The 26424-nt window shown below is 66.6% G+C and carries 20 protein-coding genes; 8 read left to right on the top strand and 12 right to left on the bottom strand.

Annotated features, from left to right (window positions below; genetic code table 11):
- Positions 1-172 precede the first annotated feature (172 nt).
- On the top strand, positions 173-1579 hold the full coding sequence (gene fumC / locus JTE92_RS00445) for a class II fumarate hydratase (RefSeq protein ID WP_063237730.1): 1407 nt from the start codon (positions 173-175) through the stop codon (positions 1577-1579).
- Positions 1580-1628: 49 nt separating this feature from the next.
- Here the strand turns inward: fumC and JTE92_RS00440 are convergent, their stop codons facing one another.
- Positions 1629-1964 carry a hypothetical protein gene (locus JTE92_RS00440; protein ID WP_063237729.1) on the bottom strand — a complete coding sequence of 112 codons (336 nt, stop codon included), beginning with the start codon at positions 1962-1964 and terminating at the stop codon, positions 1629-1631.
- Positions 1965-2133: 169 nt separating this feature from the next.
- Here JTE92_RS00440 and JTE92_RS00435 point away from each other — a divergent pair, with 169 nt between their 5' ends.
- Both JTE92_RS00435 and JTE92_RS00430 read left to right on the top strand, forming a co-directional pair.
- Positions 2134-3057 carry a LysR family transcriptional regulator gene (locus tag JTE92_RS00435; protein WP_063237728.1) on the top strand — a complete coding sequence of 308 codons (924 nt, stop codon included), beginning with the start codon at positions 2134-2136 and terminating at the stop codon, positions 3055-3057.
- A gap of 98 nt (positions 3058-3155) precedes the next feature.
- Complete coding sequence (locus tag JTE92_RS00430) at positions 3156-3629, top strand: aminoacyl-tRNA deacylase (protein WP_063237727.1); 474 nt, start codon at positions 3156-3158, stop codon at positions 3627-3629.
- A 52-nt stretch (positions 3630-3681) separates the two neighbouring features.
- On the opposite strand, the gene eutC is transcribed toward JTE92_RS00430, so the two are convergent.
- The 11 genes from eutC to tssH form a co-directional block, all read right to left on the bottom strand.
- Positions 3682-4503 carry an ethanolamine ammonia-lyase subunit EutC gene (gene eutC, locus JTE92_RS00425; RefSeq protein ID WP_063237725.1) on the bottom strand — a complete coding sequence of 274 codons (822 nt, stop codon included), beginning with the start codon at positions 4501-4503 and terminating at the stop codon, positions 3682-3684.
- A gap of 31 nt (positions 4504-4534) precedes the next feature.
- A complete protein-coding gene (locus JTE92_RS00420; RefSeq protein WP_063237724.1) occupies positions 4535-5917 on the bottom strand; it encodes an ethanolamine ammonia-lyase subunit EutB in 1383 nt (460 codons plus the stop codon).
- A gap of 126 nt (positions 5918-6043) precedes the next feature.
- Positions 6044-7252: a DotU family type IV/VI secretion system protein gene (locus JTE92_RS00415; protein ID WP_063237723.1), complete on the bottom strand. Its 1209-nt coding sequence runs from the start codon at positions 7250-7252 to the stop codon at positions 6044-6046.
- Positions 7231-11097, bottom strand: coding sequence for a type VI secretion system membrane subunit TssM (gene tssM / locus JTE92_RS00410; RefSeq protein WP_063237722.1), 3867 nt, complete (start codon positions 11095-11097; stop codon positions 7231-7233). The genes JTE92_RS00415 and tssM overlap by 22 nt, the downstream gene beginning before the upstream one ends.
- A gap of 13 nt (positions 11098-11110) precedes the next feature.
- On the bottom strand, positions 11111-12433 hold the full coding sequence (gene tssL, locus JTE92_RS00405) for a type VI secretion system protein TssL, long form (RefSeq protein WP_063237721.1): 1323 nt from the start codon (positions 12431-12433) through the stop codon (positions 11111-11113).
- Positions 12433-13776: a type VI secretion system baseplate subunit TssK gene (gene tssK / locus JTE92_RS00400; protein WP_063237720.1), complete on the bottom strand. Its 1344-nt coding sequence runs from the start codon at positions 13774-13776 to the stop codon at positions 12433-12435. Before tssK ends, tssL begins: the two co-directional genes overlap by 1 nt.
- A 3-nt stretch (positions 13777-13779) precedes the next feature.
- The gene (gene tssJ, locus JTE92_RS00395) at positions 13780-14307 is read right to left on the bottom strand and encodes a type VI secretion system lipoprotein TssJ (protein WP_306431061.1); all 528 of its coding nucleotides are present in this window, start codon (positions 14305-14307) and stop codon (positions 13780-13782) included.
- Positions 14308-14434: 127 nt separating this feature from the next.
- The gene (locus tag JTE92_RS00390; protein WP_063237719.1) at positions 14435-14920 is read right to left on the bottom strand and encodes an Hcp family type VI secretion system effector; all 486 of its coding nucleotides are present in this window, start codon (positions 14918-14920) and stop codon (positions 14435-14437) included.
- A gap of 123 nt (positions 14921-15043) precedes the next feature.
- On the bottom strand, positions 15044-16561 hold the full coding sequence (gene tssC, locus JTE92_RS00385; protein WP_063237718.1) for a type VI secretion system contractile sheath large subunit: 1518 nt from the start codon (positions 16559-16561) through the stop codon (positions 15044-15046).
- Positions 16562-16610: 49 nt separating this feature from the next.
- Complete coding sequence (gene tssB, locus JTE92_RS00380; protein WP_063237717.1) at positions 16611-17168, bottom strand: type VI secretion system contractile sheath small subunit; 558 nt, start codon at positions 17166-17168, stop codon at positions 16611-16613.
- An 18-nt stretch (positions 17169-17186) separates the two neighbouring features.
- Complete coding sequence (gene tssH, locus JTE92_RS00375) at positions 17187-19958, bottom strand: type VI secretion system ATPase TssH (RefSeq protein ID WP_063237716.1); 2772 nt, start codon at positions 19956-19958, stop codon at positions 17187-17189.
- A gap of 446 nt (positions 19959-20404) precedes the next feature.
- Between tssH and JTE92_RS00370 the strand changes: the two genes are divergently transcribed.
- From JTE92_RS00370 to tssA, 5 genes are read left to right on the top strand one after another with little or no spacing between them, the layout of a single operon-like run.
- Positions 20405-20962 carry a TagK domain-containing protein gene (locus tag JTE92_RS00370; RefSeq protein ID WP_116386887.1) on the top strand — a complete coding sequence of 186 codons (558 nt, stop codon included), beginning with the start codon at positions 20405-20407 and terminating at the stop codon, positions 20960-20962.
- Complete coding sequence (gene tssE / locus JTE92_RS00365; RefSeq protein WP_063237714.1) at positions 20946-21485, top strand: type VI secretion system baseplate subunit TssE; 540 nt, start codon at positions 20946-20948, stop codon at positions 21483-21485. The genes JTE92_RS00370 and tssE overlap by 17 nt, the downstream gene beginning before the upstream one ends.
- A 15-nt stretch (positions 21486-21500) precedes the next feature.
- The gene (tssF, locus tag JTE92_RS00360) at positions 21501-23381 is read left to right on the top strand and encodes a type VI secretion system baseplate subunit TssF (RefSeq protein ID WP_063237713.1); all 1881 of its coding nucleotides are present in this window, start codon (positions 21501-21503) and stop codon (positions 23379-23381) included.
- Between the two features lie 2 nt (positions 23382-23383).
- Positions 23384-24418 carry a type VI secretion system baseplate subunit TssG gene (gene tssG / locus JTE92_RS00355; RefSeq protein ID WP_063237712.1) on the top strand — a complete coding sequence of 345 codons (1035 nt, stop codon included), beginning with the start codon at positions 23384-23386 and terminating at the stop codon, positions 24416-24418.
- A gap of 7 nt (positions 24419-24425) precedes the next feature.
- A complete protein-coding gene (tssA, locus tag JTE92_RS00350; RefSeq protein ID WP_063237711.1) occupies positions 24426-25484 on the top strand; it encodes a type VI secretion system protein TssA in 1059 nt (352 codons plus the stop codon).
- Positions 25485-26424 lie beyond the last annotated feature (940 nt).

Here is a 26424-nt window from a genome sequence, read left to right as displayed (position 1 = left end):
TGCCCGCGCGCTGCGCGCCTGCGGCGTAATCTGGCGGACTGCACGCACGGTCGGTGCGCGGGCCTGGCTTCAGACAGCGTGACTTGCCGGCGCCCGCGCTTCGCCACGTTCCTTCCATCCGGCAATACGGGCGCCCGCAGCGGCGTCCCTTGCCCTGCAAAGGAGTCTGTCCATGTCCAAGCCTTCCGCCAGCAACACCCGCATCGAGAAAGACAGCCTGGGCGATGTGCCGGTGCCCGCCGACCACCTTTGGGGTGCGCAGACCGAACGCTCGCGCCAGAACTTCCGCATCGGCGACGAGAAGATGCCGCCGGCGCTGGTCGAGGCCTTTGCCATCCTGAAGCTGTGCGCGGCCCGCGCCAACCGCGAACTGGGCGTGCTCGAGCCCGAGCTGGCGCACGCCATCGAACAGGCGGCCACGGAAGTGATCGAAGGCCGCTGGCCGCAGGAATTCCCGCTGTCGGTCTGGCAGACCGGATCGGGCACGCAGACCAACATGAACCTCAACGAGGTCATCGCCAATCGCGCGATCCAGCTGCTCGGCGGCGAAGTCGGCAGCAAGAAGCCGGTGCATCCGAACGACCATGTCAATGCCAGCCAGTCAAGCAACGACAGCTTCCCGACCGCGATGCACATCGCCGCCACGCGCGCGATCCAGCAACAGCTGCTGCCCGCGCTGGAGCAGTTGCAGCAGACCTTCGCGCGCAAGGTGGAAGCCTTTGCCGAGATCGTCAAGGTGGGCCGCACGCACCTGCAGGACGCGGTGCCGCTGACGCTGGGCCAGGAGTTCTCGGGCTACATGACGCAGGTCGCGGATGCGCAATCGCGGCTGCAGCAGGCCATGCTGCGTGCCATGCCGGTGGCGCAGGGCGGCACCGCGGTCGGCACCGGGCTGAACGCGCCACACGGCTTTGCCGCGGCCTTTGCGCGCGCGCTGGCCGACTACACCGGCCTGCCGTTCGAACCCGCGCCCAACCGCTACGCGCTGCAGGCCTCGCATGACGCGCTGGCCGACCTGTCGGGCGCGCTCAACACCACCGCCTCGTCATTCCTGAAGATCGCGCGCGATTTCATGCTACTGGGCTCGGGGCCGCGCGCCGGCTTCGCCGAGCTGATCCTGCCGGCCAACGAGCCGGGCTCGTCGATCATGCCGGGCAAGGTCAATCCGACCCAGGCGGAGGCGCTGGCCATGGTGTGCTGCCGCGTGATCGGCAACCACACCACGGTGACGCTCGCTAACGGCCTGGGCACGCTCGAGCTGAATGCGTACAAGCCGGTGATCATCTACAGCCTGCTGCAGTCGGTCAGCCTGCTGGCGGGGGCAGCGTCGAGCTTTGCCGAGCATATGGTCGAGGGCGTCGAGGCCGACCGCGAGCGCATTGCCGAGCTGCTGGAACGCTCGCTGATGCCGGTCACGGCGCTCAACCCGCATATCGGCTACGACAAGGCCGCCGAGATCGCCAAGCTGGCGGTGCAGCGCAACCTGTCGCTGCGGGAAGCCGCGATCGCGTCCGGACATGTGACCGAGGAGCAGTTCCGCGAGTGGATCGACCTGGCCGGCATGACGCGGGAAGTGTGAGCCGCGTCAGGGCGACGGCGCAGCGGCGTGTTGATGGCTGCTGCGTGGCTCAGCCAGGCGCACCGGCCGGCGCAAGGCAGCGCTGGCGCGCCAGCGCCTCGCGCGAATAGCCATGGCGTACGCGCAACTGGTGTTCGACCGCGTCCGCCTGGTCCAGGCAAGCGAACATCAGGTCATCCTTGAAGCGCTGCGATACGCCTTTGAGGCGTGGCGCTTCGTAGGCCACCTGGCGCGCGCGGCAGCGCAGGAACAGCAGCGTTTCCTGGGTGGCGGCAATCAGCTGGTCATGCTCGATCCGCTTGCATTCGACCAGGTCCTGGGCGGAGGCGCTGGCGCCGGCAACGAACAAAAGCAGGCACAGCCAGCGGCGCATCAAGCGGTGCATGGAAAACGGGGCGCATGGGGCCGGTTGATAGTGTGGATCGCATCATTGCCCAGAGCCGCGTTCAGTGCAAGCGATGCGCAGCGTGGACAGCCGTCGCAGGCGGTCGAAATGGGGGGCACACCGCCCGGCATGGCAATATACGGCCGGCCCTTTTTCTTTCCTTCCCGCCATGGACCTCAACGCCTTGCGCCTGTTCGTCGACATCGTCGATGCCGGCAACCTGAGCGCAGCCGCCCGCAAGCTCAAGATGACGCGCGCCAATGTCAGCTACCGGCTGAAGGCGCTGGAAGAAGAGCTGGGCGTGCAGCTGCTGCGGCGGACCACCCGCCATGTCGAGCCCACGCCGGTGGGTGCCGGGCTGTACGAGCACGGGCGCAATATCCTCGGCGAGGTGGCGGCCGCGAATGCGCTGATCAGCAACATGGGCAAGAGCCTGCAGGGCCATGTGCGGCTTTCGGTCCCTACCGGCCTCGGCCATACGCTGCTGTCGCCGCTGCTGGTGCAGTTCAAGCAGCGCTATCCCGACATCACGCTCGATGTCGTCTTCGACAACCGCGTGCACAACCTGGTGTCCGAGGATGTGGACGTGGCGCTGCGCATCATTTCCACGCCGCCCGATTCGGTCATCGCCACCGAGATCGGCGCGGTGGACTGGGTCATCTGCGCCTCGCCCGCTTACCTGGCAAACCACCCCGCGCCCCAGGCGCTCGCCGATTTGCAGGGGCAGGCGATCGTATGCGCCTCGCCGGTGGGGCAAAAGCTGAAGGTCGCGGGAACGCGCCCCGGCAGCGACGCGCAGGAAACCCGCGAACAGGTAGTGCTGGAGCCGACGCTCAGTTCCGATAACTTCGGCTTCCTGAAGGAAGCGGTGGTAGCCGGCCTGGGCATCGGCATCACGCCGATCTATGCGATCGGCGAGGAACTGGCAAGCGGCGGGCTGGTGCAGCTGCTGCCGGATTACCGCATCAGCGTGTTCGGCAGCCGGCTGTACATGCTGACCATGCCAAACCGCTACCAGACGCTGGCGACGCGCTACCTGCTGAACTTCCTGAAGACGGAGCTGCAGGCGGTGTGGCCGCGGCTGCACCGCTAGCGCTGCAAGGCGGAGCGGGGGCCGTTGGGCACGGCGCCAGGCACTATATTAAGAGCACAAGGATAACCGTAGGCGTATCCCTGTCCTGAGGAGCAACCATGGCCCTGTCTAGCACGCTCGCAAACTGCCTGAGCAGCAAGAATACCCAGTACGACATTATCCGCCACCCCTACACCCTCAGCAGCATGGCCACTGCCGAGGCGGCGCACGTTCCCGGAGACCGTCTGGCCAAGACCCTGTTGCTCGAAGACGAGCGCGGCTATGTTGCCGCCGTGATCCCTTCGAGCCATCACCTGCAGCTGGCTGCCATCTGCGAACAGACCGGCCGCGACCTGGTGCTCGCGCATGAGGACGAAATCCGCGAGATCTTCAAGGATTGCGACCTTGGCGCGATCCCGCCGGTCGCCATGGCGTATGGCATGCAAACCTATGTCGACGACAGCCTGATGCAGCAGCCCGAAGTGTATTTCGAGGGCGGCGACCACCAGGAGCTGGTGCACATGACACGGGACCAGTTCATGGACCTGATGTCGGATGCCATGCCCGGGCACTTCTCACGCCGCATGATGTAGCGCGGCTACGTTGCGCTGCGGCCACCGCGGATTCGTCCCCGGTGGCCGTTTTTCATGGACGGTTCTGCAATGGTGCGGCCTGCGGCGTCCCTGCGGTCAATGCATGCTCGCTGTCGTCCTTCAGGTCCACGCCCGAGCGCCCAAGCGCCACGGCGCCACGCAGCAGGAACGCGAGCCGTTGCGCGGCCTGCTCATAGGACAGTCCTTCGGGCCGCACATTGGAGATGCAGTTGCGCTCGGCATCGGTACGGCCGGGTTGCGGAGCGTAGGTCAGGTAGATGCCGAGGCTGTCGGGCGAACTCAGCCCGGGCCGTTCGCCGATCAGCATCACCACCTGGCGCGCGCCCAGCGCGGCGCCAATGTCGTCGCCGAGCGCGACGCGCGATTGTTCCGCCACCACCACCGGTCCGATACGCCATGCCTGCGGCAACCGCTGGCGCGTCGCTTCCAGCACCGCCACCGCATGCGTTTGCGCGGCCAGGGCCGAAAGTCCGTCGGCGATCACGAACACGACATCGGGTGCCTGCTGCGGTCGCGCCGCGGCCAGGCGCTCCCTGCTCGCGTCATCCAGGCCCCGGCCGAGGTCGGGGCGCCGCAGGTAATGGATGCGGTCGGGCGCTGCACTGTGGACCACCACGTGGCCGAGCCCGGCCTGCCGCAGTGCGCCGGCGACGGCATCGGTGTCCAGCGGCAGGTGCACGGCATCACGCGCCTGGGCATGGGCCAGCCCGAACGCCAGCACGGCATCGGTGGTCTGGCTGTGGCCGGTGCGGCCCAGCGCGATGCGCGCGCGCGTGAACTGGCGCAGGCGCTGCCATGGATCGGCGTCGCGCGTATCGGAGGCATGGGCGGAGGGTGAAGGAGGCTCGGACATGGCGTGTCGTGACGAATGCTTCGGGACTGGCTTACAGGCTGTCCGCCATCTGCAGCAGCGGCTGGCGCCCGGACGGCTCCAGCAACCGGCCGGCGCCATCGGCGATGCCCATGCGCTGCAGCCATTGCTCGAACTCCGGCGCGGGGCGCAGGCCCAGCACTTCGCGCAGGTACAGCGCATCGTGGAACGACGTGCTCTGGTAGTTCAGCATGATGTCGTCGGCACCGGGCACGCCCATGATGAAGTTGATGCCGGCCACGCCGAACAGTGTCAGCAGCGTATCCATGTCGTCCTGGTCGGCCTCGGCATGGTTGGTGTAGCAGACGTCGCAGCCCATCGGCACGCCCATCAGCTTGCCGCAGAAGTGGTCCTCGAGCCCGGCGCGGATGATCTGCTTGCCGTCGTACAGGTATTCCGGTCCGATAAAGCCCACCACGGTATTGACCAGCAGCGGGGAGAACGCGCGCGCCACGGCGTAGGCGCGCGCCTCCATGGTCTGCTGGTCGACGCCATGGTGGGCGTTGGCCGACAGCGCGCTGCCCTGCCCGGTTTCGAAATACATGAGGTTGCTGCCGACCGTGCCGCGCGCCAGGCCCTGCGCGGCGTCGTGGGCCTCGGCCAGCAGCGCCAGGCTGATGCCGAAGGCCGTATTGGCGCGTTCGCTGCCCGCGACCGACTGGAACACCAGGTCGACCGGCGCGCCCTGCGCGATCGCGCGCAGCGTGTTGGTGACGTGGGTCAGCACGCACGACTGCGTCGGGATCTCGAAGCGGCTGCGCAGCGCATCGAGCATATGCAGCAGCGAGACAATGGCGCCCAGGTTGTCCGAGGCCGGATTGATGCCGATGGTGGCGTCACCGCAGCCATACAGCAGGCCATCGATGACGGAAGCGGCGATGCCCTTGGGATCGTCGGTCGGATGGTTCGGCTGCAGCCGCACCGCCAGCCGCCCCGGCAGGCCGACCGTATTGCGAAAGCGCGTCACCACCCGGCATTTGCGCGCCACCGCCACCAGGTCCTGGTTGCGCATCAGCTTGCTGACCGCGGCCGCGATCTCGGGGGTGATGCCGGGCGCCACGCGCGCCAGCGTGGCGGTGTCGGTCTCGTGCCGCAGCAGCCAGTTGCGCAGGTCGCCGACCGTCGTGGCGGCGATCGCGGCAAACGCGGCGGCATCGTGCCGGTCGACGATCAGGCGCGTGACCTCATCCTCTTCATAGGGCACCAGCGCCTCGTGGAGGAACCGGGCCAGCGGCACGTCGGCCAGCGCCAGGCGCGCGGCCATCCGTTCCTGCTCGCTGGCGGCGGCGACGCCGGCCAGGGCATCGCCGGTGCGCGCCGGGCTGGCCTTGGCCAGCAGCGTGCGCAGGTCGTCGAAGACATGGCGCTGGCTGCCGATGGTGTGGGTATATGCCATGGGGATTGCCGTTCCGATATCGAGGCCGATGCCCCTAATATAGTCACCGTTGGAGCACCTGGCTGGCGTGGCGATTCAAGAAGCGCTGCAATGCCCCTGCCGGCTGGCGGGCAGCCGGCGTCGCGCCTAGCGGATGCCGGCGAAGACCTCTACCCGGCGGTTCCGCATCCGGCCCTCGGCAGTCCGGTTGTCCGCCACCGGTTGCGCGGCACCCCGCCCAACGGCTTCGGCCCGCACCTGCGCCGGACTGATTGACCGCAGGTAGCTGGCCACCGCCTCGGCACGCGCTTCCGACAAGGCCTGGTTCGACCGGTACGCGCCGCGGGCCACCGGCGAATCGTCGGCGTGCCCCACCACCGTGATCCAGTCGGCCCGGCCGTCCAGCAGGTCAGCCAGCTTGTCGAGCTGCTCGGCCAGCGCCGGCGGCAGGTTCGCCTGCCCGGGCGGAAACGACAGGCCGTCCCGGAAGACGAGGTGCAGGCGGCCGCCGCGCACATCGGCATGGACGGATGCGCTGGCGAGCTGCTGTGCAAAAGCCAGTTCGATGTCGCGCGCCAGCGAGTCCGCCGCCGGAAAGAGGGCTTGTGCCAGCCGCTCTACCCTCGCTACCCGCTCTACCTGCCTTGCCAGCGCATCGGCCGCGGCGTCGCGGCGCGCCGCCAGCACCATCGCAGCGATGCCAACGATGGCAAGGACCGCTGCCATGGCGGCAAGCAGCAGTGGCCAGGCGCCTGCGGGTGCAGTCACTCGCGGCGGCACTTCGGGCGGCACTTCTAGCTGCACTTCGGGCTGCACTTCCCGGCGCGATGCCGCTTGCAGCGCCATGATTTCGCGGGCAGCCGATCGAAGCCGGGGCACCAGTTCGGCCGGTGGCCGCCCGTTCCCATCCGCGAGCCCGCGTCCGACCAGGTATGCAATGACTTCCAGCGCGTCAGCATGAGCGCCGGCTCGCTGCTGCAGCCGGGCGACCAGTGCGCGGCTGCGGCTGCCGCGATCCGCCTCGCCGTAGTGCGCCGCAAGCAGGCCACGGCGCAGCCAGGCCCCGCGGCAGGCACCGGAGCGTCCGCGCACGCGGCGGCCCGCCTGATCCAGCGCCGCGCACAGGCAATAGTGGACCGCCTCCACATCCTCCGCCGGCAACGCCGCCGCGCGACAGGCCTGCCGGAAGTTCGCCAGGCGCGTGTGCGCGGCTTGCTGCAGCGTCTCCAGGCGCGCCGCGGAATCGAGCTCCGGCGTCAGCTCGTCGAGCACCCAGATCACCGGCTGCGCCAGCCGGAGCAGGTGGTTGCCATGACCCATCGCGGCGTGCGTCATCATCCCGAACGCCCCGGGCATTCAAAGCCCTGCAGCAAGCCCGTCGTCCACGGATTGGCGAGGCTGCCGGTATTGATATCCAGTCGCGCCTTGCGGCCGTCGAAGTCGTACTCCGCCACGAAATGGCTGGCGCTGGCCGATCCGGCCAGCTTGCCCCGGGCGACTACCCGCATCAGCGCCCACGGGCCGCTGGCGGCCAGCGTCGAAGTCTCCGGGCGGATGCGCGGGCTGGCGCTGATCTGCGCGCCCTGGCCGCCGCGCGGACCGGGCCAGGTGATCTTCAGCGGCACCACCGGGCCATGCATGTAGCGCTGCCCTTGCCCGTCGAAGTCCAGGTTCAGCTCGACGATCTCCGGATCGAGCCCGACGACCTTCAGGTCGACCTTCCACGCCATCGTCTTCGCGCCCGGATCGCGGAAGAACACCTCGCGGATGTCCCTTGCGCGCTGGAACGGCACCAGGCTCGGCCCGGCCACCGGCGGCACGTCCGGCGCGGTCAGCTTGTAGCGCCAGGGGGAGATGGTGGTATCGACGTGCGGCGCCAGCACCTTCTGGAAAAAATCATCGAGCACGCCGCCGGCAGCAAAGATCCGCGCGAAGTCTTCCGGATCGACGTCCTGTGCCGACGCGGGCGCGAAAGGGTACTTGCCCTCGATGCCGCTGCGGCACCCTTCGCCGATCACCGCATCCATCTGCGCCACCAGGATCTCGCCGATTCCCTTGTTGACATCGCGCGTGCCCTGCACCACCAGGTCGGCCAGCACTGCGGCGAACGGCGCGGGCAGCCTGGCCGCTTCCATGCGCAATTGCGCGCCGGTGTCCGCTGGCGGCGGCAGGTTGCGGGTATTCAGGGCGTTATGGGCCACCACCAGGGTGGTGTAGTAGGCGTTGACCATGCCGGCAAGCGCATCCAGCCGCGGCTTGGCGCCTGCTGCCTGCGCGTCGGGCGCCGTGGCATCGGCCTGTCCGGTCACGACCTCGCGCAGCGCGGCAAAGCGGTTGTCGACCAGTTCGCGCTCCTGGAGCGCTTCGGCGCGCGCACTCAGCGCCTGTACCGGTCGGGGTATCTTGTCGAGCACGGACAGCGCCTTCTGCGCCAGCGACGGATCCTGGGGCGCGAGCAGCCGGGAGGGCATGGAAAGCGTGGTCTCCTGCACCGCGGCGCGGCCGAGCCGGGCCAGCGGCGAGTCCGGCGCGGCGAAATTGCGCAGGACCTCCAGGTCGAAGGCAAGGTTGTTGCCGGTCACCGGGCGAATGTCGCCAAGGAACGCGCTCCAGCGGCGCGCGTATTCCTCCAGGTACAGGCGACGGATCTCGCGCGTCAGCGAATCGTTATCGCTCGGCTTGCCGGCAGCCGCCTCAAGCGTTTTTTTTTGCGCCCCGCCATCGTGGCCCGTGCGCACCATCACCCAGGCGTCGACCGCCTGTGCCTTGCCCACGAATTCCGGCAAGCGCGCATTGAAGACATCGTGATAACCGGCATAGGTAAAGAGCCCGGGGATGCCCCGCTCCAGCGGCTCGCCGCTGGCCCGCGCAAATACCGTTCCGGCCTGCGGCCCGACCGCCCGCACCAGCGTGAAGTCCTGTGGCGCAGCTTCCAGCATGGCCGCCCTGGCGCGGTCGTAGAGCCGCTCGATCGAGGTGTTGCCGTCGAGGAAATCCCGCGCCGAGCGGATCAGCGCTTCGTTTCTGGCATAGGGCGACTGCAACGGCCGGCTGCCGTCCAGCAGGCCATCCAGGTGTTCCAGCACGGCGACCCTGCCGCCAAAGGCGACCGAGCCGTTGCCGGTGGCCCAGTCGCTCTGCACCCATGCCCGTAGCTCCGGCGCGCTGAACCTGCCCTTCTCGTGCAGCATCAGGTAGACGCGCAGCGTGTCGTAGGCCTGCCTGGCATCGCGCGCGGCGATCGCGCTTTCGAGCACCGCCTCGACCCGGCGCACCAGGTACGGCACCAGCAAGTTGTCCTGCAGCCTGACGTGGGTCTGGGTCGCGGCATCGAGGACCGGTGGCGCGCTGTAGAGGCCATAGCGCCATTCCAGCGGCGGATCGGCCAGCGCCAGGCCGGCATAGGCAGGCAGGTCGCGCGCGGCCGACAGCACCTCGGACATCGCGCCCGGCTGCGGCGCCTTGTAGAAAGCGGTGACGGTAGCGGCCAGCGCCCCGGCCTTCTGCCGCACCGCCTGCAGGTAAGCGCGATTGTGGCCATCGCTGGCATGGAGCGCACCGGCCAGCCACAGGAAGATCACCACCGCCAGCGTGTGGCCGAGCAGCCGCAGCAGGCGGAAGCGGAATTCCCAGCGCAGGTTCGGCTGCACCAGATGGGCTTCGGGCACGATCACGCGCTTGAATACGTCCTGCAGGAAATAGCTGCGATGGCCTGTCAGTTGCGCCGCCGCGGAATCGGCAACGCCCTGGACCGTTTCCATGGTGTCGGCCTGATTTCGCTCGAGACGCCTGAGCACGGTTTCATGGTCCGCCACCACGGTCGACGACGTCTGGGCCGCGCTGGTGAAATACACGCCACGCAGCATGTGGGTGCTCTCGGTATCGTCAAAGCGGGAACCGAGGAACACCTGCGCCAGCATGTCGACGATCGGCTCGGCCAGGCCGGCAAACTCCTGCGGCAGCGCGAACAGGTCCTTGCGGCGCTGCGGGTCGTACTCTTCATAGAGCCGCGCATCGAGCCCCGCCTGCAGCCGGTCGACCAGCAGCGCCATCTCCGCGCGGCAGCGTTGCGCGAAGGCGTCCGGCGCTTCGGCGCGCCCGGCCTTGCGAGCGTCATGCGGGAAGGTAAAGCCCCAGGGCTGCGCACGGCCCTCGCTGCTCAGGTACTGGAAGAACGCGCCGAAGCCCGCCAGCTGGTCGAGCTTGGTGACGATCACATAGACCGGGAACCGGATGCCGAGGTCCGTGCGCAGGTCGGCCAGCCGGGCACGCAGGCTGGCCGCCTGGCGCACGCGTGCTTCGGGCGACTGCGTCAGCAGGTCCTCGACGCTGATGGCAAGCACCGCGCCATTGATCGGGGCCCGGCTGCGATACCTGCGCAGCATCGCGAGCATGCCGGTCCACTCGGCCTGGTCGACCCTCGGGTTCTGGCCATGGCTGGTATAGCGGCCGGCCGTGTCGATCAGCACAGCCTCATTCGCGAGCCACCAGCTGGCCTTGCCGGTGCCCCGTTCCGTGCCGGCCATCGCGGCGGCGCCCATCTGCTCCGGCAACGGGAACTGCAGGCCGGCATTGAGCAGCGCGGTGGTCTTGCCCGCGCCCGCGACGCCGACCACCATGTACCACGGCAGTTCGTACAGGTAGCGCCGGCCTTCCAGGACGCGAAGGACGCGCCCGATCCCACCGCCGCGCCGCATCCCCTTGAGCTGCCTCAGCGCCGTCTGCAGCGTTTCGTGCACGATGGCGAGCTCGTCCCTGGCAACGACCTCCGGACGCCTGCCGCCAAGGTTCAGCAGCTTCTGCAGCAATGAATCGTTCGCCTGCGAGCGGCGCAGGAAACAAAACACTTCATAGGCCGCGAGGAGAAGGACGAGCACGGCGATGACCACGACCCGCACGACATCCGAAGCAAGCGGATGCGCGGCGCCGACAGCAAGCAGCGGCCCGGCATGCCAGATCGCCAGGCACAGCACGGCAACGCCGATCACCGCCACCGACCAGCGCAGCACCAGCAGCAATGCCAGCGCCAGCAGCAGCACGATCGCAGTCACCCGCATGCCGATTCCCGCCAATGGCCGCAAACCATTGAACGCCAGCAGCGGGCCGATGAACCAGATCGCGGCCGCTGCCAGCGCCAGCGCCACGTACACCAGCATCTGGCGCGAGCACAGCACGGCCAGGCAACGTCTCAGGAATTCCATACAGCACTCTCTCTCAATGCGTCACCACGATTTCCACGCGGCGGTTCTGCGCGCGCGCCGCGGCCGATGCATTGCCCGCAACCGGTTCGCTGTCGCCCTTGCCCACCGCCAGGAGCCGTCCCCTGGCAACCCCCTTGCCGGCGAGGTATTCCGCGACGACGGCCGCGCGCTCTTCGGACAACACCTGGTTGGAAGGAAAACGTGCGGTCCTGATCGGAACGTTGTCGGTATGGCCGATCACCGTAACCTGTCCCGCGACCTTGCCGATCTCTGCGGCCACCTTGTCGAGCACCGGCAGGACCTTGTTGCCGACATCCACCTGGCCGGCGGCGAACATGTCGTCGCCGCGGAACGTGACTGCACTGCGCTTGTCGTCCTCGCTGACGCTCACCACGCCGCGGGCGATCTCCGCCTGCAGCAGCGCCGCCAGCCGCAGCGCCTTGGGCGGATCCGGCGGCGCGGCGTGGCCAATGGCGACGATCTGCTGCGCCAGCGCATGGGCGCCGGCAAGCAGCTGATATTTGTACCAGCCGAACAATGCCGCAACGCCGAGCGACAGCACGCAGGCCGTGATCCACACCGGCACCGAACGCAGCCGCCGCAGCTTGCCGGGCGCCGCGCCGAGTCCGTGCGGCGACAGCTCGCGCGGCACGCTTTCGCGCGCGCCGGCGATCAGGTTCAACAGCTGCTGGCGGATCGCGTCGAGTTCGCGCGGTCCTTCGGCACGCTTGCCGTAGCGGCCGCGAAAGCCCAGCGACAGCACCTGGTAGACCAGCTCGATGACGTGCATGTGCTCCTGCGGCGAGGCCACCAGCCGGCCCAGCAGCTGGAACACTTTCTCGCCGCCGTCTCCCTCCTGGTGGCACTGGATCAGCAGGCTGTGCGTGGCCCAGTCGCCGGCTTCGCCCCAGCGGGTCGCGTTGGCGGCCTCGTCCAGCGCGGTGCAGAGCGTGTAGCGCGCGGCGAGCACGTGCTCGCGGCGCAGGTTGGCGCGCTCGCAGACCGCCTGGAACTGCTGGATCTCGTGCATCAGCATCTGCTTCAGCGCTTGCGCCGCGCCGACACCGGCCAAGTCTGCGGGCAAGTCCGCCGGCATGTCGGCCAGCGCGCGCAGCAGCGGTTGCGCCGCGGCAAGCACGGGATTGGCGCTGGCCGCGATGCGCGCGGCGCGCTGCTCCGGCGTTTCGAGTGTGTTCCAGCGCCATGCGGCCCGCCCTGGCGCGGTGGTGTCCGCGGATGCCGAGGCGGCGCCGTTGACTGCGTCCGCGATGGCCGACAACGGCACGGTGCCGTCGTCCGGCACGCCGGGATCGGTGTTTTCGACTGCGTCTGACATCAGCTGCGCACTCCCCACAACTCAAGGCGAATTTCCGGAAAATGGCCGGCCACATGCAACGCCAGGCCGCCGTAACGCTGGACCTGCTCCCACAGCGGATGGTCCTGGGACAACTCGAAGTAGACCTGCCCGGCGTTGAACGGAATCTGGCGCGGCGGCACGGGCAGCGGCCGCAGCGGGATGCCGGGAAGGTGCGCGCGGATCAGATCGGCAAGGCGCTCCGAAGGTCCCGCCTTGGCCTGGGCCGGGAATTGCTGCTGCAGCACGTCGGCCGGCATCTGCGCGCCAACGGCCAGCACGAAGGTATGGAAGCGCCCGATCTCGTTCGGCTCCATCACAGCGAGCCGGATGCCGTGGGCCTGGTCGCGCAATTCGATGCGCTGGGCGCTGCGCTCCAGCACCACATTGAGCAGGAAGCGCAGGTCATCGACCACCGGCTTCAGGCAGGTGTGCGGCTCGTCGTGGCGATAGGCGCCAAACAATTTCGGGCGCCGGGTTGTGGTGCGGACAAAGGTAGACAGCTCGCCGGCCAGTGCGGTCAGCAAGACATAGAGTTCCTCGGGCGACGCGGACTTGGCCTCGAGCATATGCGTCAGCACCGGCTCATGGCGGTTCAGCAGCTGGAGGATGAGGTACTCCGACACTTCGGCGGCGTCTGCGCCGCGGGTGCCGGCCGCGGCAAGCCGTTCGGCCATCGCACTGGCACGCAGGCGCAGCAGGCCGTGGAGTTCGCCCAGCCATGTCGTCAGCAAGGCGCTGGCGGTGTACACGTTGACGGGCGGGATCAGCGCCGGATCGAGCACGGCACTGCCGTCGGCGCGGATCTCGGCCACCCTGGCAAGCGGCAGCCCGATCCAGGATTCGGTCAGCTCTTTTTCCGGCAGCAGGCGCAGGCGCAAGTCGGCCAGTTGCACCAGCTTCGGACCCTGCCCGATCGAGTTGGCGTCCAGCAGTTCTTCTTCGAAGCTGCGGTACCGCGCCAGCGAATCCGCGCCATTGTCGAACGTGGTCTCTTCCGTATTGGGGGTGCGAATCGGTGCCGACAGGCAGATGCGCTGGTTCAGGTGCTCATGGCGCAATGCCAGGGGCGCCGGCAACCGCGCATGTGCCGGCGCGTCGAATGGCGTGCCGTCCTGCAGGATGCCGGCGGCGCCGGCAACCACCAGCTTGCCCAGCGCCAGCGCCTCGGTGTCGATGGCCAGATGCGCAAAGCCCCAGAAGAACGGGCTCAGCGCCGCGGCGCGCTTATGCGCGAAATGCTCCAGGTAGCGCTCCTGCTGCTGGAACAGCTGCGGGCGCAAGAACAGCCCCTCGCTCCAGACGACCTTGTTGTACCAGCTCATAAATCAGTCGGGTTTCAGAACGGTGATGGTTTGCTGGTCGAGCAAGACCTGCAGCTTGACCTTGCGCGCCGGCACGACGGCGCGGTACCAGGCCGTTTCGGGTGCGGGCGGCAATGGGTAGACCGTGCGCCAGGACGCCTTGCCCAGGTCGCGGTATCCGACCAGGAACCCCAGCGCTGTCGTTTGGGGGTTGAGCCTGCGCTCGATCGAGCGAGACTCGCCGGGACGCAGCACGAACGCATCGCGGGCCAGCAGGTCCTGCGCCAGGACGGTCTTGTCGTTGTGATCGAGCGAGAAGTAGTCGGCGCTCTCGAACGCCGCTTCCGTCTTGAGTTCATAGACGCGAACGAAGACGGGCGCAGCACGGCCTTGCTCGTCCGGATTGACGGTCGGCCTGGCATCGACAGCCAGCACGAGCCGGATCTGTTCCCTGGAGGCGTCCGGCTGCGGCGCCGAGCAGGCGCACAGCAATGCGGCGGCCGATGCGAAGGACGATGCGACGGCCAATACGGCCATGATGCGTGGATTCACTGCAATCTCCTGGTGCCGCACGACAAGACGCCCGCGTCATGCCGCAGCCGCCTCGCGTGCCAGGCAGGGGGCCCTGCCGATCCTCGCTTCACGGATCGCGGCAGGGCCCTCTCTCGCCGGGCGCGGGTCAAGCTTCCTTGTTACCCTTGATGTCGTAGCCCGCCGTCACGGCGCCACCGCTGCCGCCCTGGGCGTTCTGCACCACGTACTCCTGCTTGACCCGGGAGAACGACAGCGCCACCTGCTCGCGCATGCGCACTTCATCGTTTACCGAGCCCCTCGGGCTGACCCTGGTGACAATCACGTCGGTCATGGTGAGCTTCAGGTACTCGAGCGGGTTGCCGCCGGCCTTGCGCACGACCAGCACCGCTTCGTTGATGTGCTTGCCCGTCAGGCAGTACTTCATCAGGTTGGGGGAAGCGCGGTCGATGTAGTGCTCGAAGGTCAGGTCCGACACCGTCGCCTTGCCGGCGCCGCCGCCACTGCCGGCATGCATGGTCGACTGCTGCTCGATGCTCCAGTCCCACGCAAGCACCTCGATCTCGTTCTTGTGGGACGAATCCAGCGATTCGCCATCGATGCCATTGATCTTCAGGAAAATGTCCTGTGCCATTGCGTCACTCCTTTATGTAAGTCAGAAACTGCGGACAAGGGCCACGGCGGCATCGCATCCTTGCGACGGATGCACGGCCTTGCCGTGGGCATCTCCGGCCCGGGTCGGTGCCCCCGACGTTGGCTATGCGGCGTCCTTGACCGACGGCAACCGGGCTACCAGCCGCAGCGAGACCGTCAGGCCTTCGAGCTGGAAATGCGGACGCAGGAAAAACTTGGCGCTGTAGTAGCCGGGATTGCCGTCGATGTCTTCCACGAGCACTTCGGCGGCCGCCAGCGGGCGCCTGGCCTTGGTCTCTTGCGAGGAGTTGGCAGGATCGGCATCGACGTAGTTCATGATCCATTCGTTGAGCCAGCGCTGCATGTCCTCGCGCTCCTTGAACGCGCCGATCTTGTCGCGCACGATGCACTTCAGGTAATGGGCGAAGCGCGAGCAGGCAAACAGGTACGGCAGCCGGGCAGAGAGGTTGGCATTGGCGGTGGCATCAGCGTCGTAGTACTCCGCAGGCTTCTGCAGCGACTGCGCGCCGATAAAGGCCGCGTAGTCGGTGTTCTTGCGATGCACCAGCGAGATGAACCCATTCTTCGACAGCTCGGCTTCGCGGCGATCCGAGATCGCGATCTCGGTCGGGCATTTCGTGTCGATGCCGCCGTCGTCGGTCGGGAAGGCGTGGCAGGGCAGGTTCTCCACCACGCCACCGCTCTCGACGCCGCGGATCAGCGTGCACCAGCCATAGAGCTTGAAGGAGCGGTTGATATTGACCGCCATCGCATAGGCCGCGTTGCTCCACACATAGTTGCGATGATCGGCGCCGTCGGTGTCTTCCTCGAAGCCAAAGGCATCGACCGGATTGGTATGGATGCCATACGGCAGGCGCGCCAGGAAGCGCGGCATGGCCAGGCCCACGTAGCGCGCGTCTTCCGAGCTGCGCAGGCCATTCCATGGCGCGTATTCCAGGTTCTGGAAGATCTTGGACAGGTCGCGCGGGTTGGCCAGCTCCTGCCACGAATCCATTTGCAGCACCGAGGGCGAGGCGCCGGCGATAAACGGCGCATGGGCAGCGGCCGAGATCCTGGCCATCGAACCGAGCAACTCCACGTCCGGCGGCGTGTGGTCGAAGTAGTAGTCGGCCACCAGGCAGCCATAGGGCTCGCCACCGAGCTGCCCGTACTCTTCTTCATAGATGCGCTTGAAGAACGGGCTCTGGTCCCAGCCGATGCCCTTGTAGCGGCGCAGCGTGCGGCGCAGTTCTTCCTTGGACACGTCCATCACGCGAATCCGCAGCCTGTCGTCGGTTTCGGTGTTGGCGACCAGGTGATGCAGGCCGCGCCACGCGGACTCCAGCTTCTGGAAATCCGCGTGGTGCAGGATCAGGTTGATCTGTTCCGAAAGCTTCTTGTCGATGGCGGCAATGATGGCCTCGATGCTCTTGTAGGCATCGTCGCTCAGGGTGCAGGCGCTGGCGAGTGCCTGCTCGGCCAGCGTCCTGACGGCGAGGTCGACAGCCTCGCGTGCCTGCTCCGTCTTGGGGGAAAACTCGCGGCTGATCAGCGCGGCGAACTCGGCGTGGCCAGCAGCGTGGCCAGCGGCATGCTCAGCGGCCGCTGCCGCTTGTATCTGCGTTTGTTGGGCGGGAGCCATGGATTCCTTGCTCGATGAAGTGGTTCAGGTAGGAAAGCAGCCGGGCGATTCAGGAGGGTTCGGATTCGGGTTCGGGTTCGGGTTCGGCTTCGCCTTTGTCTTCGCTGGCCTGTGTCCGGGGTGCGCTGGCAAGCGACTGCAGCAGCGCGGGATCCTGGAGCAGCTGGTTGATCAGCGCTTCGGCGCCCGACTTGCCGTCCATATAGGTCTGCAGGTTGGCAAGCTGCGTGCGGGCTTCGAGCAGCCGTTTGAGCGCATCGACCTTGCCGGCCACGGCGGCCGGCGAGAAGTCCTCGATGCTCTCGAAGGTCATGTCGACCAGCAGCTGGCCTTCGCCCGACAGCGTGTTGGGCACCGCAAACGCCACGCGCGGCTGCATTGCCTTCATGCGCTCGTCGAAGTTGTCGACGTCGACCTCAAGGAACTTGCGGTCGGCCACCGGCAGCAGCGGCTCGGCGGGCTTGCCCGAGAGGTCCGCCAGGACGCCCATCACGAACGGCAGCTCGATGCGCTTCTCCGAGCCGTAGACTTCGACGTCGTACTCGATCTGGACGCGCGGCGTACGATTGCGCGCGATAAATTTCTGCGAACTGTTCACAACGGACATGGCTCTCCCCAAGGGGTTTCAAGGATGTGCCGGAGGCATCAGCGCCGGTCCGGCTTCGGCATTGCCCGGCTCGGCATCACCCTGGCCGGAGCGGTATTCGATGTCATAGGTCAGCTCGCCCGGCTCTGTGCCGGACCGGCCGATGGCGATGGCCGCCACCTCCTGTTTGCCGGCCAGCGCCGTCAGCCAGAGCCGCGCGAGTTGCGGCTGGATGACCTGCTCGATGAAGCCGGTCAGCCGGCGCGCGCCGGTCTCCCCCGGCGGGCACCGTGCCACGATGAGATCGACCACGGCTTCCACGTACTTCAATGCAATGCCGTGCTGGGTCTGCAGGCGTGCAGCGACCCGGTCCAGGTGCAGGCGGGCGATGCGGCCAAGGTCGCCCGCCGCCAGCGGCAGGTAGGGAACGACCACGAGGCGACCGAGGAAGGCCGCAGGGAACCGCTTGCGCAATTCGGGCATGATGGCGTCGCACAATGCGGCAAGGTCAGGTGGCGACGCATCGCCCTCGCACAGGTCCGGCAGCAGGTCCGGCAACAGGTCCGGCAGCAGGTCGGAACCCACATTGCTGGTGAGCAGCAGGAGGGTGTTGCGGAAGTCGATGTGGCGGCCTTCGCCGTCTTCCATGCAGCCCTTGTCGAAGACCTGGTAGAAGACTTCGTGCACGTCGGGATGCGCCTTCTCGACTTCATCGAGCAGTACCACGCTGTGCGGGCGGCGGCGCACCGCTTCCGTGAGCACGCCGCCGTCGCCATAGCCGACATAGCCTGGCGGCGCACCCTTGAGCGTCGAGACGGTATGCGCCTCCTGGAATTCGGAGAGATTGATCGAGATGAGGTTCTGCTCGCCGCCGTACAGCGCATCGGCCAGCGCCAGCGCCGTTTCGGTCTTGCCGATGCCGGACGGCCCCACCAGCAGGAACACTCCGACCGGCTTGCCGGGATCGGCCAGCTGCGCCCTGGCGGTCTGAATACGCTCTCCCAGCAGCGCAAGCGCGTGGTCTTGCCCGATCACCCTGGCGGCGAGCGTCTGCGGCAGCCGCATCACCGTCGCCAACTCGTCCGCCACCATCCGGCCGACAGGGATGCCGGTCCAGTCTGAAACGATCTCGGCCACGACCGCCTCGTTCACTTCGGTGTGGACCAGTGGCCCGCTGGCACGGACCGCGCTCAGTTCGGCTTCGATTGCCTCGAGCTGGCGGCGGGCCTCGTCCGTGGCCAACGGCGCTTGCTCCGGCGCCTGGCTCATCAGCCGCCGGCGGGCAAGCAGGTCGTTGGCCAGGCCAAGTTCCCGCTTCCACCGGCCGTCGGCCAGCGCCAGCTCGGCCTTGATCCGCTCGCAGCGCGTATTGAGGTCGGCCATCCGCAGCGTCAGCCGCTTGCCGGGGGCGGCGCCGAGAGCCGCCTCTTTGGCCAGCAGCGCATGCTCGGTATCGCATGCCTGCAATTGCTGCCGCAGGAATTCGACTTCCTTCGGCGGCGCGTACAACGACAGCGCAACGCGCGCGCAGGCGGTGTCGAGCAGGCTGATCGCCTTGTCAGGCAACTGCCGGGACGGGATGTAGCGATGCGACAGCCTGACCGCGGCGCGCACGGCCTCATCGCGCACGAGCACCTGGTGATGCGTCTCGAACGTGGCAACCAGCCCGCGCAGCATGGCCATTGCCATGGCCTCTTCCGGCTCCATGATTTGCAGCACCTGGAACCGTCGCACGAGCGCGGGATCCTTTTCGATATGACGCTTGTACTCGGTCCAGGTGGTGGCGCCGATCGTGCGCAACGCGCCCCGCGCCAGCGCCGGCTTGAGCAGGTTGGCGGCGTCGCCGGTGCCCGCCTGCCCGCCGGCACCGACCAGCGTGTGGACTTCGTCGATAAACAGGATCACCGGCCTGGGCGAGCTGTCGGCCTCATCCAGCACAGCCTTCAGGCGCGCCTCGAATTCGCCCTTCATGCTGGCGCCGGCGAGCAATGCGCCGACGTCGAGGCTCAGGAGCCGGACATCTTCCAGGCTCGGCGGCACCTGCCCCGCCGCGATGGCTCGGGCAAATCCCTCGATCACGGCCGTCTTGCCTACGCCCGCATCGCCGGTCAGCAGCGGGTTGTTCTGGCGGCGGCGCAGCAGGATGTCCGTCATGGTGCGGATTTCCTGCTCTCGGCCGATCACGGGATCGAGCTTGCCGGCGCGGGCGGCCTCGGTCAGGTCAAGGCAGTACTGGCGCAGCGCTGAGCGGCCTGCGGGCGCACCGCCCATGGCGCCGCTCGCCTCTCCCGGCGCAGTCGGCGCCAGGCCGCTGCCGTCATACGCGGCCTCCGCCGCTTCCGGCGACTGGGCAACCTGTGCCGGCAGGCTGGCGACGAGGTCATCGGCCTGCACCTTCCCGAACTGCCTGGACACGCCAAGGACGGTGCGGCGCAGCTCGGGCGTCTTCAGCAGCGCGGTCAGCAGGTAGGCCCCGCGCACGCGGCCGTCGCCGAATGCCAGCGTTGCGTAGACCCAGGCTCGCTCCACCGCCGTCTCGATCTGGAACGAGAAATCGTTGATCGAGGTAGCGCCGGCCGGCAGCGCCGCCAATGCCCGCGTCAGGTCGGCCTCCAGCAGTGCGCGGTCCGCGCCCGCGTGCCGCAGCATGCGCTGCATGTCGCCATCGGGCGCCTGCAGCAACTGGTGCAGCCAATGAACCAGCTCCACGTACGGGTTGCCGCGAAGCTTGCAGAAAGCGGTCGCGCTTTCCAGCGCCTTGAACAGGGTGGGAGTGAGTCGGCCGAACAGGGCCTGGCGCGAAATATCCATTCGAATGCCTTGCGTCTTCCGACCCTGGCTGCATGAATGCGGGCAGTTGGCCGGTTGTCTTTGCGTTTTTTTCAGGCTATTGACAAATCTTCATGCTCGCAATTGCACCGACAATCTGAATATTCCTATCGCAAGGCAAGAAATTACGAATCGCTAAATTTATGGAATGGTTCGCACTGTCTCGTGCGCAATTACCATCGACCGACTCATGCCACAATGACTGAAATCCTCCACATTTCAGACTTTCATTGGAACCCGCAATCGCTGTAACCGACTACACATACACCCATATCAAACAATAGGATTATTCATATTTTTGATGAAATTAAATTCAATCTAATATTAAAAATATATAGAACAAAAATAACGTATTGCTGCATTCATTTCCGCAACCTTTGTGATTATCATCGGCGCCATTTCCTGAAACCGAATCGAACGGGGGAGACATGAGCGAATGGCCAGGCGATCCAGCAAGGTCGTTTTCCGGCGCGGGGCGCGGCGCGAATGGTTTGCTCGACCTGGTCGGCCAGGGTCGCATTCCAGCGCCGGGCAACAGCCAGGCCGGCATCACAGAGGGCTCGGATGCGCTGGCGCGGCTCATGCTCGAAGCCGAGGCCGTCTTGCGCGATCCCGACTATGTCAGCGGCTACGATGCCCTCCACGGTGCAGGCACCGACGCGCACGCCCCGCTTGCCGGGTACGATCCCAATCCGCTGCAGACGCTCGCCCGCGAAACCGCCAGTACGGACAGGTTGATGGACATGCTGGACGTGGCCGGTCATATCGATGCCTGCATCGGCGCAGCAGACGCCGCGGATGACTGCAAGCTCCTTGCGCTAGCGCGGGAGCCGGACGTGCTGAGGCTCTTTGCCGGCGACATCGGTTGCGCGCAAGGCCGCGCCGCCACCGCCGGCCTTACCCGGCGCGAACACCATCTGGTTTCCATGGACAGCGCCTATTGCCCTGAACGCGAGCAGGTTCCGGACCATGAGCAAGACGCCTGACCGGCCGGACCGCGGCACGCCCCGCCGCCCGAACTCGCAACTGCTGCCGACACTGTTCGACCGCTTGCGCGACGACGCACCGCATCGCCACACCGAAGCGCCGCAGGAATACACCGTCACGCGCGCGCAGATGCGCAAGATCATCCAGCGCGATCTCACCTACCTGCTCAACACGACCAACCGCGAGGACGAGATCGATCGCGCGCGCTATCCCCAAGCTGCCAGCTCGACGCTCAACTACGGCGTGCCCGCGCTGGCCGGAAGCTACCTGTGCGGGCGCAAATGGGACGACATCATCCGCATCGTCCAGCGGGCCATCGAGGATTTCGAGCCGCGCCTGATCCCGGGCTCGCTCAGGATCGCGCCGCTGCTGAAGGAGGAGGCGCCGCATCGCTACAACGTACTGCTGTTCGAAATTTCCGGCCTGATCCACATGGACCCCTATCCGATGGCCTTCACCGCACAAAGCTCGCTCGACCTGGAGACCAGCCGCATGCAGGTCAGGTCGATCCACGCCAACTGATGCTTCCCGACATCCATGGACCCGCAGCTGCTTGAGTACTACAACCGCGAACTGGCCTACATGCGCGAGCTGGCGGGAGAGTTCGCGAATCAGCATCCCAAGGTGGCCAGGCGCCTGGGCATGCATGGCATCGAGGTGGCCGATCCCTATGTGGAGCGCCTCATCGAAGCGTTCTGCTTCCTGTCCGCCCGCACGCAGCTGAAGCTCGATGCGGAGTTTCCGCGCTTCACCCAGCGCCTGCTGGAAGTCATCTATCCCAACTACATCGCGCCGACGCCGGCGATCGCGGTCGCGCAGTTCCACCCCAGCCACAAGGAAGGCGACCTGGTCCGCGGCATCCCGGTGCCGCGCGGCACCGCGCTGCTGGCCCGTGCGCCGGCGGGCGAATCGACCCAATGCGAATTTCGCACCACCCAGCCGCTGACGCTGTGGCCGATCGAGATCGCCGACGCCCGGCTTACCGGCATCCCGCCGGACATCCGTCATCTCGAACGCTATGTGCCGGCCCACGTGACCGTACAGGGTGCGCTGCGCCTGCGACTGAGGCTGACGCGCCAAGTCACGTTCGCCAGGCTGTCCGGGCTTGACACGCTGCCCCTTCACTTGTGCGGCAACGACCAGATCGCCTCGCACCTGTTCGAACTGCTGCATGGTGCTGGCGTCACCGTGCTCATCGGCAAGCCCGGCGCGATGGGCGAGCAGCCCTACGCGATCACGCAGCATGCCGTCGGCTATGTCGGCATGGCACCGGAGGAAAGCGCCCTGCCGCTGCCCTGGAACAAGTTCCACGGGCACAACCTCGTACACGAGTATTTCGCGTGCCCGCAGCGGTTCTATTTCGTCGGGCTCAACGGGCTGGCACCCGGACTGGCCGGCATCGACGGCGGCGAGGCCGAGATCGTGATCCTGCTGGCCAGGCCACCGGGAGTGCTCGCGAGCCAGGTCGATGCGAGCCAGTTCGCGCTGTTCTGCACGCCGGTGGTCAACCTGTTCCCGATGCGCACCGACCGGATGGAAATCCATGCCGGGCACACCGAGTTTCACCTCGTGCCGGACCGACGCCGGCCGCTCGACTACGAGATCTTTTCAGTGCAGGAGCTGTCCGGGCAGGTTTCCGAGCGCAGTACGCCGGTGGCGTTCCGGCCACTCTTCGCCACGCTGAACAGCGACGAGGGCAACCATGGTCGCTACTTTTCCATGCGGCGGGAGCGGCGGCTGATTTCCGATCATGCGCGCAAGTACGGTACACGCACCGCCTACACCGGCACCGAGGTGTTCCTGTCGCTGGTCGACCAGCACGAGGCCCCTTACCCTGAAGACTTGCGCTACCTGTCGGTCCGGGCCATGGTCACCAACCGCGACCTGCCGAACCTTGTCCCGCGCAATGGCTACGATGACTTGCGCACACCGGATTCCATTCCCGTCGACGGTGTCGGGCTGATCCGGCCGCCGTCGGCCCCGCGCGCGCCCATTGCCGAGGGAGAGATGGCCTGGCGGCTCATCCGCCAGCTCGGCTTCAACTACCTGTCGCTCACCGATCTCGACCATCGCGAGGGCGGCCAGGGACTGCGCGACCTGCTGCGGCTGTTCGTCGCGGCCGACGACAAGGCCCAGCAGCGGCAGGTCCAGAGCCTGGTCGGCAGCAGGATCCGGCCCGTCACGCGGCGGCTGCCCGGAAACGGACCCATCCTCTATGGCCGCGGCGTCCAGTGCCAGCTGACGGTGGAGGAAGGCGGCTTCTCGGGCACCAGCCCGTACCTGTTCGGCGTGATTCTCGAGCACTTCCTGGCGCGGCACGTATCGGTCAACGCCTTCGCGGAAACGGAGTTGTACGCGATGGAACGGGGCCTGATACACCGGTGGCCGGTACGCATGGGGGGGCGCGGCGCGATATAGCCATGAGCGAGGTTGACAACAATAGCGGCCAGCGCGGCGCCACACGCTCCTTCGCGCACGATGCGCAACGCGCGCCATGGCAGGTCAGCTTTTTCGGCCTCTTGCGCGCGCTGTCGGCGCGGCATGCGCACTTTCCGCCAGCCGGCCGCGCCATCCGCCCGCAAGCGGAATGCTTCCGCATCGGCCAGGCCGCCTCGCTGGTGTTTGCGCCGCGCGAGATCGCCCGGCTGGAGATGCAGGCCGGCCGATTGCGGATCCAGCTGTTCGGGCTCGGCATGCTGGGACCCAATGGCGCCTTGCCGATCCATCACACGGAAATCGTCAGGGAGCGTACAGAGGCCCACCGCGACGGGACGACCGCCGCCTTCCTCGACCTGTTCCACCATCGCGCGCTGACGCAGTTCTACCGGGCCTGGGCCGGCTCGCAGGCGACGGCGGGGCTCGACCGGCCGGACGAGGAAGTCTTTTCGCGCTACGTGGGCTGGCTCTCGGGCCTCGATCCTGAGGAGATCAGACGCGGCCCCTTGCCGGCACACGCCCGGCTGTCCGCGAGCGCCCATCATGTGCGCGAGTCGCGCTGTCCCGACGGCATCGCCGGCACGCTGTCGCACTTCTTTGGCGTGCCGGTGCGGCTGGAGGAGTTCGTGCTGCACTGGATCGCGCTGGATCCTGCCGATCAAAGCCGTCTCGGCCGCCCTGGTGCGCCGGGTGTGATGGGCCAGGGCGCAATGCTGGGAGACATGGTCCCTGATCGGCAGCACAAGTTCCGCCTCGTGCTCGGGCCGCTGCATTTGCCGCAGTACCTGAACTTCACGCCCAACGGGCGCGATCTGCCTGTGCTGGTGGAATGGGTCCGTTCCTTCATCGGCTTCGAATATGAGTGGGAGCTGCAGCTTCAGGTGCAGCCGCATTGCGCACCGCCCGCGGTACTCGGCGCGGAAGAGGGCCTGGGCTGGTCGACCTGGCTGGGTGAGGCCGACCCGCAGCGCGCCATCACCGGCATGGTGTTCGACCCCGAGAAATACGTCACACACTGAGGTTGCCATGAAGACGAAATCCAGAACGGCCAGATCCGACGCGCCCCGGCCACTCCGCCTCGCCGAGCTGGCGCAGCCGATCGATGCCGCACACCCTTGCGGCCCCGATCTCGCGTACGACCCGGAATTTGTCGTCCTGATGGCAAAGGCGTCACCCGGCGCGGACGCGCAATACGGCGATTTCGTTGCGCAGGCCGAGCCACCGAACTGGACCGAGCTCGAACGCGACTGCCGGCGCCTGCTGATGCGCAGCAAGGACATTCGCTTGCTGATCCTGCTGCTTCGCTGCCGCACGCGGCTCGGTCACGCCGAGGGCCTGCGTGATGGCATGGCGCTGCTGCAAGGCCTGCTCGCTGACTATCCGGAAGACATCCATCCCCAGCTGATGGTGGAAGGCGAGCACGACCCGGCGCTGCGCGCCAACGCCTTCGCAGCGCTGATCGACCCCGACGGTCTTCTCTCCGATGTACGCGAGATCGTGCTGGCCGGCAATGGGACAACGCGCCTGCAGGTCAGGGACATCGAACGCGCGTTGGCGTTACCTCATCCTGCCGACGCCCTCGCACCGGAATCCGTGCGCCAGCAGTTGGACGCGTTGCGACGCCAGGGTATGCGCCAGGTTGCCGCCATGGATGAAGCCTGCAAGCTCGCCGGCATCCTGCAGCGCTGGGCCGACGAGACACTGGCGGGCCATGCGCCGGACCTTTCTCAGCTTGGCAAGCTGCTAGGGCTCGCCGGCAACCGGGAGCTCGCGGGCACAACCGGGCCAGTGGCGCCGCCTGATCACCCCGTCAATGCCGAGCCGGAGTCCATGTCGGACGCCTCACACGCCATGGCGCAATCGGCGCCTACGCCAGTCCCGGCCTCTGTCGATGGCCTCGCTGGCCGCGATGCCGCCTTGCGCCAGGTCCGTGCTTTGCGCCAGTGGTTCGAGCAGCATGAACCCAGCAGCCCGGTTGCGCTCCTGCTATGGCAGGCCGAACGCCTTGTCGGCAAGCGCTTCGAGGCGGTCTTCCGGGCCATACCGGAGGATCTTGTCGAACGCTGGGTGCGGGAATCCGCATAGGCAGGGCTTGCCTTGGATCTCCAACAACGGAATTCGACAGATGCTGATCAGCCCTCCATTCCTTGGCAATCCGTCTCTTACCGATCCGGCTCCTGCTCCATTGCAGGAAGGCGCCATCAGCGATGGTGAATGGATCAAGGCGATGATGGACGGAGGGGTCCCAGGTGATGGTGCACCTTGAGGAGATTGACCCCAAGGTAACCAAAGGCTCGGAAATTTCTCGCCAGTCAAAAATCGGGAAGGCCGGTAGTATCTATGATTTTTCCAAAGCGGCGAGAACCGATTCTGTATACGGAGAGGCGCATTTTCGCATACCCGCTGACCCTGTACTACCGCTTCTGGCTTATGGCAACCCTTCTTCCGCCTCCCATCAGCCAACGCCGCCCGTGCATCAGATAAGGTCGCCACGGATTGCCGATCGTAACGATGCGTTCGCCATGACGAAGAGAATTCGTGGTGACACGGCAGCCAGTGCAAGCGATTTACCTTCGGACGCACATCACGGCGAGCGAGTTGCGCTCACGGCCAGAGTGCTCCATTTCTTGTCCGATGCTGTTTACGATGGAGGAAGCTAATGAGTTATTTAATCCTTCTCTTTGTAGCTACATTTTTCTCCCATTCATCCATTGCACTTGGGAAAGAGCCTTCGTTAATCTCAAGAAACGATCTGCATGTAATGGCGACGTGCATCGACGGCATGGAAGGCCCATCAGGAAAAGGTAAATACTTCGCTGTTGTCAATAGCGGCGGAAGCGTGTGGCGGTCACGCTTTCGATTTATCGAAAATAAGATCGAAAGATACGATGTCCTGGAAAAGATGCTGGATGGAATCGTCTGTATCGAAGGATCAGCGAACGTAATAAGCCGCGACACATGTCGACATGGCAGCGCCATGACCGCTCGATTAAATTCCCCTCTTTGTATCAGACATGAAAATAAC

Source organism: Cupriavidus oxalaticus, assembly GCF_016894385.1.
GTDB lineage: Bacteria > Pseudomonadota > Gammaproteobacteria > Burkholderiales > Burkholderiaceae > Cupriavidus > Cupriavidus oxalaticus.
The sequence above is the reverse complement of the archived record's forward strand: the minus strand, read 5'-3'. Positions and strand labels throughout refer to the sequence as shown.